7 protein-coding genes and 1 tRNA gene are annotated in these 11,079 nt (G+C 64.3%); 2 read left to right on the top strand and 6 right to left on the bottom strand.

Annotated features, from left to right (window positions below):
- Positions 1-62 precede the first annotated feature (62 nt).
- The 4 genes from FCE95_RS13120 to FCE95_RS13105 form a co-directional block, all read right to left on the bottom strand.
- Entirely contained in the window at positions 63-2,300 is a 2,238-nt protein-coding gene (locus tag FCE95_RS13120; RefSeq protein WP_137267452.1) for a TonB-dependent receptor, read from the bottom strand.
- Between the two features lie 368 nt (positions 2,301-2,668).
- Positions 2,669-3,550 (bottom strand): LysR family transcriptional regulator, encoded by an 882-nt coding sequence (locus tag FCE95_RS13115; RefSeq protein WP_137267451.1) that lies wholly within the window; start codon positions 3,548-3,550, stop codon positions 2,669-2,671.
- 74 nt (positions 3,551-3,624) lie between these two features.
- Positions 3,625-6,060, bottom strand: coding sequence for a sodium:solute symporter family protein (locus FCE95_RS13110; protein ID WP_223266888.1), 2,436 nt, complete (start codon positions 6,058-6,060; stop codon positions 3,625-3,627).
- Between the two features lie 52 nt (positions 6,061-6,112).
- Complete coding sequence (locus FCE95_RS13105; RefSeq protein ID WP_137267450.1) at positions 6,113-6,964, bottom strand: HpcH/HpaI aldolase/citrate lyase family protein; 852 nt, start codon at positions 6,962-6,964, stop codon at positions 6,113-6,115.
- A 310-nt stretch (positions 6,965-7,274) separates the two neighbouring features.
- On the opposite strand from FCE95_RS13105, the gene FCE95_RS13100 reads away from it, so the two are divergent.
- On the top strand, positions 7,275-8,075 hold the full coding sequence (locus FCE95_RS13100; protein WP_137267449.1) for a MipA/OmpV family protein: 801 nt from the start codon (positions 7,275-7,277) through the stop codon (positions 8,073-8,075).
- A 48-nt stretch (positions 8,076-8,123) separates the two neighbouring features.
- Here the strand turns inward: FCE95_RS13100 and FCE95_RS13095 are convergent.
- Both FCE95_RS13095 and uvrB read right to left on the bottom strand, forming a co-directional pair.
- A tRNA-Val gene (locus FCE95_RS13095) sits at positions 8,124-8,198 on the bottom strand.
- A gap of 86 nt (positions 8,199-8,284) precedes the next feature.
- Positions 8,285-10,351 carry an excinuclease ABC subunit UvrB gene (gene uvrB, locus FCE95_RS13090; RefSeq protein WP_137267448.1) on the bottom strand — a complete coding sequence of 689 codons (2,067 nt, stop codon included), beginning with the start codon at positions 10,349-10,351 and terminating at the stop codon, positions 8,285-8,287.
- A 131-nt stretch (positions 10,352-10,482) separates the two neighbouring features.
- Between uvrB and FCE95_RS13085 the strand changes: the two genes are divergently transcribed.
- Complete coding sequence (locus FCE95_RS13085; protein WP_137267447.1) at positions 10,483-11,022, top strand: GspH/FimT family pseudopilin; 540 nt, start codon at positions 10,483-10,485, stop codon at positions 11,020-11,022.
- The last annotated feature ends 57 nt before the right edge of the window (positions 11,023-11,079 follow it).

Raw genomic sequence — 11,079 nt, 5'->3', positions numbered from 1 at the left:
CCTTTCCACGAACAAAGAATGGAGCGGGGGTCAGCCCGCTCCAAGGGGGAGCCGCGACGGGCTCAGAACTTGATGGTGTAGGTCAGCGAGGTCATCCGGCCGCGGCCTGCCCAGTAGTTCTGGAAACCGGCCAGCTGCGACCAGCTGAGGATGTACTGCTTGTCGAACACGTTCTCGATGCCTAGGGTGAACTTGCCGATCTTGCCGGCGTCGTAGTTCACGCTGGCGTCGTAAAGCGTGTAGCCCTCGGTTTTTTCCGTATAGCTGAACTTCGCGTTGTCGAACGGACGCACGTCCTTGCCGTACAGGTCGCGATCGGACAAACGGGTGAACCCGAACGTCGCATCGGCATTGGGCAGGAACTTCCAAGTCAGCGACATCGCCAGCTTGTCCGGGTTGATGTCCAGCACGCCCATCGGCTTGTGCAGCGGCCCCGGACCGAAACGGCCGTCGCGGTCCGCGGACCAGAACGAGGTCTTGCCGCGGATCTCCGAGTACAGCGCGCTCATCTTCCAGTTGTCGTTGAAGATGATTTCGCCGCTCAGCTCGAAGCCTTTGATCTCGACCGGCGCGCGGGTCATGATGAAATCGTTCGTGGTCGGGTCGATCTGCAGCGAAACGCCGAGCTCGGAGTACGAACGGTAGATCGAACCCGCGAACGAGCCGTGCTTGCCGCGCCAGTTCACGCCGGCTTCGTTGTTGGAGACGATGATCGGCTGCAGATCCAGGATGCCGGCCACGGTCTGGTTCGGCACGCTGATGTTGCGCAGCGGGATGCCCACGTTCGGCAAGGTGAAGCCCTTGCTGTAGGCCGCGAACGCCGACCAGCCGTCGTTGATGCGCCAGATGATCCCGGCATTGGTCAGGTCGGCCTTGTAGTCGAGCTTGCCGCCCTTGACGAACACGCTGTTGCGGAACGCGGTGGTGGTGTAGTCGTCCACCTCGAGTTCGCCGTCTTCGCGGCGGTAGCCGCCGCTGACCGTGACCGGACCGATGTCGTAGGACAGCTGCGCGTACGGCGCGGTGCTGGTGTACTTCATCGGCGGCACCCAGGTGCGGTCGGTCAGCGCCAAGCGCTGCTCGGCTTCGTCTTCCACCAGATCGACGCCGACGTGCAGTTCCAGGCCGTCGACGTTGAACAGCGAGGTGCGGGTCCAGGACGTGCGCAGGCCTTTCTTGCGCGAATCGATTTCGGATTGGTCGTAGATCGCGACGAAACCCGGCGGATACGGCGGGACCTTGATCAGCTGCTTGTCGTCGCTGTTCTCGGGCAGGTAGCGCATGGCCTGGTCGGCCTTGTAGGCGTTCACCACCAGCGTGCCGCCGAAGAAATCCTGGTGGGAATATTCGAGCTGATACTGTTCGAAATCGTTGAATGCGTCCTTCGAACCGAAAATCTGGCCTTTTTCCGAAGTATTGGTGCGCGGCACGGCGCACGGCGGGTTGTCGGTCGGGCCGCGGCAGCCGAGCACCTGGATGTACTCGCCCTTGCCTTCGATCTTGAACTTGCTGTAGCTGAACTGCAGACGCTGCACGCCGTCTTCGCCGAAGTTGTAGCCGCCTTTGAGGAACAGATTCTTGGCTTCGGAACTGGCCAGCGAGCCGCTGGTGTTCATGCCGATGCGACGGCCGTTGCCGTCGTAGCTGATGCCGCGGTCGATGTACGAAGCCGCGCCGATGAAGTCCCAGGCCTGCTTCTTGGCCGTGAAGGTCGCGCCGATCTTCCAGCCTTCGCTGTCCTCGTGGCCCTGGGTGCTGTAGCGCGTGGTAAGCGTGGTTTCGTAGCCTTCCTTGTCCGGCGTCTTGGAGATGTAGTTGATCACGCCGCCGGTGGCGCCGATGCCTTCCGATGCGGACGGGCCGTTGATCACTTCGACCCGGCTGATGATGCCCATGTCGGTGAAGGTGCCGTTGCGGGTGCCTTCGCGCAGCGGCGAGCCTTGCGGCACGCCGTCGAACAGGCGCAGCGGCAGGCGGCCGCGCAGGGTTTCGCCGGTATTGCTCATTGCCTGCGAGGATTCGGCGTAGCCGGGCACGCTGCGCGACAGCACCGCGGTCGCGTCTTCGGTCACCGCCAGGGTGTGCTGGACTTCCTGCTGCGAAACGACGGTGATCGCGCCCGGGATCTTCTCGATCGCTTTCGGCGCGCGCGTGCCGGTGACGATGACGCCGTCGAGGTTGGTCGCCGTCGTATCTTTTTTGGCGTCGTCCGGGGCCGGCGTCTGCGCATCCTGCGCATAGGCGGCCGATGCGGAGGCCATCAGGATGCAGGCGATCGCTGCGGAAAGTGGCTTGATCATGTCGGTCGTGGATTCCTGTGGCTGCGAAGCGCGTGTTGCCCGTGCTTCGAATCTATGAAGCGCTCATGGGACGCGCGTCTCCGCGCGCCCCGCCTGCACCTCTCCCCCGGCGCTAAAGCAACAGCCTTGTTGCGCGAGAGCCTATGCGCTCCCCTGGGCGCGTAGAACCGCCACGGCCTATGTTCAGAGACTATTTTTTGTTGCTTACGACGATAGAAAAGATTTGTCGCAGTGCAACAAAACAATCGGCTTTTGCAGGATCGGATTCAGCCGTGAGCTTTTTCGGCCGGTTCGGAACGAACCCGGCGCATGGCGGGAGCGTGAGGGGAAGAGCTCGCGGCTAAAGCCGCTCCTACAAAGGCGACGCCCTAGCGCGTTTGCGCCTGCATCGCCTTACGGCTTTCCTGCAGGAACACCGTCACCAAGCGCACGCGCACGCTCGAGCGCGACCAGACCACGCCGATCCGCCGCGGCACCGTGGCCTGCGGCAGCGGAATGCGGACGACCTTCAGGCCTTCGGGCCAGGGCCGCGCCCAATCCGGGACCAACGACACGCCCAGGCCGCGATCCACCATCACCGCGATCGCGTTCAGCGCGTTCAGCTCGAACCGTTCGCGCGGCACGATGCCGGCCGCGCGCAGGTATTCGTCGGCCTGGCGGCCGCCCCACTGGTGGCGGTCGTAGCGGATCATCGGTTCGGTCGCGAGCAATTCGTGCGGGTCGCGTCCGGCCATGCTGTCCGGCGCGAGCACGACCAGCGGCTCTTCGCGCAGCAGCTGCCATTCGCAAGTCTTGGGTAGCGCGTAAGGCGCTTGCAGCACCAACGCGGCGTCCAGATCGCCCTCTTCCACCGCCCGGTACAGATCGGCCGAATAGCCCGGCTTGATGAAGACGTTGATCAATGGAAACGCTTCCACCATCCGCGCCAAGGCATCCGGCAACATGCCGGCCAATGCCGTGGGACACGCGCCCAGTCGCAATTCGCCGGAGACGGCGTTGTCGTTGGCCACGCTGCGCAGGTCGGCGACGTTGCGCAGCAGATCGCGCGAGCGCTGCAGGATGCGCGAGCCTTCCTCGGTGACGCTGACGGTGCGGCCGACGCGGGCGATCAGCGTGGCGCCGATCTCGCGCTCCAAGGTGCGGATCTGCTGCGCCACCGCCGCCGGCGTGATGTTGAGCACGCGCGCCGCGGCCGCCATGGAACCCTGGTCGACCACGGTGACGAAGGTGTTGAGGAACTGGGTCTCCACGGCATCTCGCTCGGCGATCCCGCAGGCTACACGAGCCGCGCATCCGGCGCCAATGCGCCGTTAGTCACTGTATTTCAGGTATCCGAGGCCCTGTCGGCGTAGATCGTCAGCCCTTTCAGCGAGCGCTGCGGCGCGGGGAACAACAAACTCGCGAGGTAGCCGATGACGATGCACAACAGAATCGAGATCGCCAGGTAGTAGTACGGATGCACCAGCTTGAACGACCAGGCCACCAGGGTCAGGACGATGGCCGATCCGATCCCGATCGCCACGCCCGGCGAATTCGCGCGCCGGGTGAACATGCCCAGCGTGTAGGCGCCGGCGAACCCCCCGCCGAGCAGGCCGGCCAGCTCGATCGACACGTCGAACAGCGAATGGATGTCGAACCGCGACAGCAACAGCGCGACGCCGATGCCGACCAGACCGACCGCGACCGTCATCCATTCTGCGAAGCGCACGCTTTTGGCCGGGGTCGGGTTCTTGGCCATTTTTTCGTAGAAATCGACCGAAATCAGGGTCGCGACGCTGTTCATGATGCCCGACAGCGTGGCCATCGCCGCGGCGAAGATGCCGGCGATGATCAGCCCGGTCACCCCGCTCGGCAGTTCGGCGGCGATGAACAGCGGGAACGTCGCGTCGATCGGCAGCAGCGGATTCATCCGCTCCGGATTGTTCTTGTAGTAGACGAACAGGGCGGTGCCGATCATGTAGAACACGAAGCCGCCGGGAATCATGATCGCGGCGAACGCCCAGATCGAGCGCCCGGCTTCCTTGTCCGACTTGGTCGACAGCGTGCGCTGCATCAGCACCTGGTCTTTCGGGAACGTCAGCACGACGTCGAAGATCACCAGGAAGATGAAGCCCCACACCGTCGCCTTGGTCAGGTCGAAACTGAAATCGAACAGATGCATCTTGTCTTCGGCCATCGCCGTCGACCAGAACTCGCCGACGCCGCCGTGCAGGGTCCAGACGATGAATCCGATGGCGAAGATCGCGCCGCCCATCTTCACGATCACCTGCACGAAATCGGTCCAGATCACCGCCTTCATGCCGCCCATCGCGGTGTAGACGATGGTGAAGCCGCCCATCAGGATCACGCTCCACACCACGCTGATGCCGGTGATGGTGGCGATGGCCAGCGCCGGCAGGAACAGGATCACGCTCATCCGGCTGCCGATCTGCATGACGATGCACAACGCGCTGGCCAGCATCCGGATCGCCGGATGGAAGCGCGTTTCCAGGTACGAGAACACCGACATCAGATCCAAGCGGCGCAGCAGCGGCACGATCCACACCGCGACGAACATCAAGCCCAGCACCGCGATCAGGTTGTTGGTGAGGTATTGCCAGTTCGTCTCGAACGCCTTGGCCGGAATGGCGATGAAGCTGATCGAACTGGTGTTGGCGGCGTACAGGCTGATGCCCGCCGCCCAGAACGGGATACTGCGGCCGCCGACGAAGAAGCCGGCGGTGTTGTTGCGCTTTTCGCGCAGATAGAAATACAGGCCGATGCCGATCATCGACGCCAGGTAGACGACGATCACCACCCAGTCCAACCATTTCAGCAGCAATTTGCTGGACTGGATCTGCGCATAACCGAAGGCGATTCCGCCGGTCGGCGCCGGTTGCGCCCAAACCAAGCCGTCGCGCCAGGGGGCCGTGGCGATCGCGCCTGCGACGCTCGCGCCCGGCAGCGCCGCCCATGCGCCGGTAATGGTTTGGTACGTCGTCGGTTTGGCCGCGCCTTCGGGTTGCGCCGCGTCGCGCAGCAGATACAGCACGTGCGCCTGTCCGACCGCACGGCCCGAACCGGGCACCAACCGGCCCGGCACCGCGCCTTTGTCGCTCCATCCGCCGTCGGCGCTCCAGCGCCATATTTTTTGCGCGCCGGCATCCTCCGTCACGACGAAGACCGCATTGGTCTGAGTGGCCAGCGAAAGAATCGGCCGGTTTCCGGGCCAAGCCGCCAGGGCCGCCCATTGCGGGCGTTCGGCCGCCAGGTCGATCTTGAACAGCCGCGCGTTGTCGCCCTCGAATCCGGCGACGTACAAAGCGCTCTCTTTCAGCGCGCCGCGCGCATCGCGCAGCGGCGCCGGCAAAGGCGGCAAGGGTTGCAGCGACAGCGCGCCGCCCGCCAGGCTAAATTGGGCGACGCCGTTCGCCGCTTTCGGCGAAGCGCCGTTTCCGCCGAGCAAGGCATAGCCGCGATTTTCGTCGCCGAACACGCTGAGGACATCGGCCCCGTCGCTGCCCGCGCGCCAACGCACCGGCGACCAGGCTTCCGCACCGGCTTCGAGACGCCAGGCCGAATCGCGCAGCAGCGCGACCGTATTGCCGTCGACGGCGGCGATGCCCGTCAGTGGAGCGGCGGATTCGATCGCGGGCAGCGAGCCCGCGCGCATCGGCGTCAAGCTTTCCGCGACGGCCGGTCCGGCGAGCAACAACGCGCAGGCGAAGGCGAATCCGCGCAGCGCGCTACCGGCGCAGAGGCGAGCGAGTCGACGGATCACGGTCCGCGATTTCCGAAATGGCCCATGGTCGCCCCCTGCTCTCGCGTCGCTGTCATGTTCGCACGGCCGCGAGCAATGCCTGCGCCTGCTTCAGATAAGGCAGATCGATCATCTTGCCGTCCACCACGCACACGCCGTCGCCTCGGGCCGCCGCTTGTTCGGCGGCGGCGACGATGCGCCGCGCCGATGCCAACTCTTCTTCCGACGGCGCGAATGCGGCATTGGCCAGCGCCACCTGGCGCGGATGGATGCAGCTCTTGCCGGCGAAACCCAGGCGCCGCGCCATGCCGGCTTCCGCGGAAAAGCCTGCGGCATCGTCGAGATCGGGATAAGCGCCATCCAGCGCGAACACGCCTGACTGCGCCGCCGCCATCCGCACCGCGAACATCGCCGCGTGCACGTTGGCGGCATCGCGCCGGTCGATGCCGTAAGGGCCGAACAAATCGCCCAATCCCAACTGCAAACCCGCCACGCGTGGGTGCGCCGCGGCGATCGACGCGGCATTCGCCAGCGCCTTCGGCGTTTCGATGTTGATCAGCCACTGGATCGGCCGCTCGACGCGGTTCTTGGTTTCCGCATGCTCGATCAGCACCGCGGCGGCCTGCAGCGCTTGCGCGGATTCGATCTTGGGCAAGTTCAATAAGGCGACGCCATCGCGCGCGACGGCAGCGAGGTCTTCTTCGAATTCCAACGTGCCCGGCGCGTTGACCCGGACGATCACGACCTTGGCCGCATTGAGGGCTTTCTCCGAACCGACGAATTCGGCCACCGCTGTCCGCGCTTCCGCCTTGCGTTCCGCGGCGACGGCATCCTCCAGATCGAAGGACAGCGCGTCGGCCTCGCTCGCCAACGCCTTGGCGAACAATTCCGGCCGCGAACCGGGCACGAACAACTTGCTACGCATGGGGGTCCGCCGTCATGGCCGGCAGTGTGCGCCAGGCAAGTCCTTGTTTTGGATAGGCAGGCCGGGGTTTCAAAAGATAGGAATTCTTTCGATCCGCGATCGGCAGCGGATTCCGCACCGCAGCAAAGCGGCACACTCAATAGCTGCGAAAGAGCCGGTCGGATCCCTGCGCCTTATCCGCCGTCATCGCCCTGCTCTATGTCCTGACCGACATCGCAGGACGTGAATACCGTGGCAGGCATTAAACAGATCTTAAAAACATCCCGATAGCTTCGGCACGCTATTTCGCCCCCGCCGAGGATAGTCCGCCATGAAGGTTCGCCCAATCTTGTCGTGTGTACTGCTGATGCCTTGGATCGCGAATGCGCAGGTAGTGGAGAAAGGAGAGGAACGCGCCGATGTGGCGCCATCGCGTTGGAGTGTCGGTCTGGCGGCGGGTGCGCGCACCGAGCTGTATGCGGGCGAAGGTACCTATACGCGAGTCGTGCCGTTCTTCGGTTATGAGGGCGAGCGCTTCTACTGGCGAGGCATCACGGCCGGCTACCATCTGGTGAAGGGCGAGAGCTTCGTTCTGGATGGTTTCCTGGCTGGGCGTCTTGGCGCCATGGACGCCGACGATTTCGGCAGAGAAGAGCTGGCGCGGCGCGGCATCGACCGCGATCTGCTGGAAGACCGCGACGACAGCGTCGATGCCGGGTTGGCGGCCAGCTGGCGCGGCAAGGCTGGCGAGATCAAATTCGAGCTCAAGGCGGACATCACGGACACCAGCGGCGGCTACGAGGCCGACATCGGTTATCTGTACCCGATGCGGCTCGGCGGATTCGTGCTGACGCCGAGCGTAGGGGTGAAATACCTATCCAAGGACACCGCCGACTACTACTACGGCACCTTGGATAAAGAAGTCGCCCGCGGCGTGGTTCGCTACGAACCCGGCAGCGCGATGCTTCGCTATATAGGCATCACCGTAGCGCGGCCGTTCGCCGAGAAGTGGCGGGCCATGGCGAATGCGGGCTACGAATTCCTGCCCAGCGAAATTACGGACAGTCCACTGCTGAAAGAGGACATCGACGGCAACGCCGGGTTGTTCATCGGCGTGTCCCGGCAGTTTTGAGGGGCTAAATTCGATCCAATTAAAAACAGCCTAAGCCATTGATTTAATTGGTGGGCGGTACAGGGTTCGAACCTGTGACCCCTACCATGTCAAGGTAGTGCTCTACCGCTGAGCTAACCGCCCTAAGCCCGCCGGATGCTCCGGCGAGGCCGCGCAGTTTAGCCGACGGGACGGGGCCCGGACAACCGAAATCCCGGGTTCCGCCCGCTTCAGCCCGCCAGGCTGGCCTCTTTCAGCCGCCGGATCTGATCTCGCACCTGCGCCGCCGCCTCGAACTCCAGATCGCGGGCATGCTGGTACATCTGCTGCTCCAGCGCTTTGAGCCGCTGCGCGAACTTGGCCGGGTCCAGCGCCAGGTATTCCTCCGTTTCCTCGGCCACCCGCCGCGCCGCCTTGCGCTCGGCGCTCCGGCCGCGGCCGCGCACGGCATCAGGCTCGTCGCGCGCGCCCTCCATCGTGTCCATGATCGCCCGCACCACGCTTTGCGGGGTGATCCCGTGCTCAGCGTTGTACTGCACCTGGCGTTCGCGGCGCCGGTCGGTTTCGTCCAAAGCGCGCTTCATCGAATCGGTGATGCGGTCGGCGTAGAGGATCGCCTTGCCGCGCAGGTTGCGCGCCGCGCGGCCGATCGTCTGGATCAACGAACCGGTCGAACGCAGGAAGCCTTCCTTGTCCGCGTCCAATATCGCGACCAACGACACTTCCGGCATGTCCAAGCCTTCGCGCAACAAATTGATGCCGACCAGCACGTCGAACTTGCCCAAGCGCAGGTCGCGGATGATCTCCACGCGTTCCACCGTGTCCACGTCCGAGTGCAGATAGCGCACTTTCACGTTGTGCTCGGACAGGTATTCGGTGAGATTCTCGGCCATGCGTTTGGTGAGCGTGGTGACCAGGACGCGGTCGCCCATCGCCACGCGTTCGTTGATCTCCGACAAAAGGTCGTCGACCTGGGTCGCGACCGGGCGGATCTCCACCTGTGGATCGACCAGGCCGGTCGGCCGCACCACCAGTTCGACCACCTGCCCTTCCGACTTGCGCAATTCGTACGGTCCCGGCGTCGCCGAAACGAACACGCTGCGCGGCGCACGAGCTTCCCATTCCTCGAAACGCAGCGGCCGGTTGTCCAGCGCCGATGGCAAGCGGAATCCGAATTCCACTAGCGTTTCCTTGCGCGAACGGTCGCCTTTATACATCGCGCCGAGCTGTGGAACGGTAACGTGCGATTCGTCGACGACCAGCAGGGCGTCCGGCGGCAGATAGTCGAACAAGGTCGGCGGCGGCTCGCCCGGCGCCTTGCCGGTGAGGTGACGCGAGTAGTTTTCGATGCCCGAGCAGTAGCCGACTTCGTTCATCATTTCGAGGTCGAACTGGGTGCGCTGCGCCAAGCGCTGCGCTTCGACTAGTTTGTTCTGCGAATATAGCTGTTCAAGGCGTTCCTTCAGCTCGATCTTGATCGTGTCGATCGCCGACAGCGTGCGCTCGCGCGTGGTCGCGTAGTGCGTTTTCGGGTACACGGTGAAGCGGGGGATCACGCGCAGGGTCTCGCCGGTGAGCGGATCGAACATCGACAGCTTTTCGATCTCGCCGTCGAACAGCTCGATGCGCAGCGCTTCGGCGTCGTTCTCGGCCGGGTGCACGTCGATCGTCTCGCCGCGGACGCGGAAAGTGCCGCGCTGCAACTCGTATTCGTTGCGGCTGTATTGCAGATAGATCAGATGGCGGATCAGATCCTGCTGGGAGATGCGTTCGCCGCGGGACAGGATCAGGCGCAGCGACAGATAGTCTTCCGGCGAACCCAGGCCGTAGATCGCGGACACCGTGGCGACGACGATCGCATCGCGCCGCGACAGCAGGGTCTTGGTCGCCGCCAGCCGCATCTGCTCGATGTGCTCGTTCATCGAACTGTCCTTCTCGATGAAGGTGTCCGACGAAGGAACGTAGGCCTCGGGCTGGTAGTAGTCGTAATAGCTGACGAAGTACTCGACCGCGTTGTGCGGGAAGAAGGCCTTGAACTCGCCGTATAGCTGCGCGGCCAGGGTCTTGTTCGGCGCCATCACCAAGGTCGGCTTCTGCACCGCCTGGATCATGTTGGCGACGGTGTAGGTCTTGCCAGACCCGGTGACGCCGAGCAGGGTCTGGCTAGCCAGCCCGGCTTCGAAGCCGTCGATCAGCTTGACGATCGCCTGCGGCTGGTCGCCGGCGGGCGAATACGGCGCCACGAGCTTGAAGCCGGCGGGCTGGGCGGGGTTGGTGTTGGCGTCTAGTTCGAGCATCGGTCGAGTTTAGCCGGGCGGAACGATATGGGGATGCGAACGGCGTTTTCCTACCCCGCATTTTGGCCCGCACCGATACCGGCGGCTTCGCCCGATGCGCAGCCTGACGCATCGCCGGTCGGGAGCTGCGCATGCGGTGCGGACAACGAGGATTCAATCTGGTCGAGACGGTCGTCGCCCTATCCATCTTGGCGATCTTGACGGCGCTGGCCCTGCCATCCTTCAAAGGCACCTTGGAACGCACGCGCACGGCCACCGCTCTCAACCGCCTTACCGCAACCTTGTCCTCCGCGCGCAGCACCGCGCTGATGCGGCGCCAGGCCGTATCGGTCTGCCCGAGCCAGGAGGGTCTGACGTGCCGCAAGGACGGCATTTGGGAGGACGGATGGATCGTGTTCGTCGACGACAAGAAAACGGGGCAGCCTGCTAGCAGTAGCGACATCCTGCGTGTTGCGGAGCCTTTAAGCGCCAGCCTGATCCTGCGCGCGACGCCGGGCCGCCCTCGCGCCCGATTCCAGCCGAACGGACAGTCCACCGGCAGCACGCTCACCCTGAGCCTTTGCCTCAGAAACGGCCATCGTCCGCTGGGGCAAGTGATCCTCAACAATTGGGGCCGCGCACGCACCGTTCGCGACCCGGCCCAGGACCCCACTTGCGCGGCCGCCCCATAAGCCGCCCACGGCCGCCGAACTTGACCCAGGCCCGTCACCCCTTAAAATACCTCTCCC

It is taken from the genome of Luteimonas gilva, assembly GCF_005239095.1.
Lineage (GTDB): Bacteria > Pseudomonadota > Gammaproteobacteria > Xanthomonadales > Xanthomonadaceae > Luteimonas_C > Luteimonas_C gilva.
This window is presented reverse-complemented; position numbering and strand designations above follow the sequence as displayed.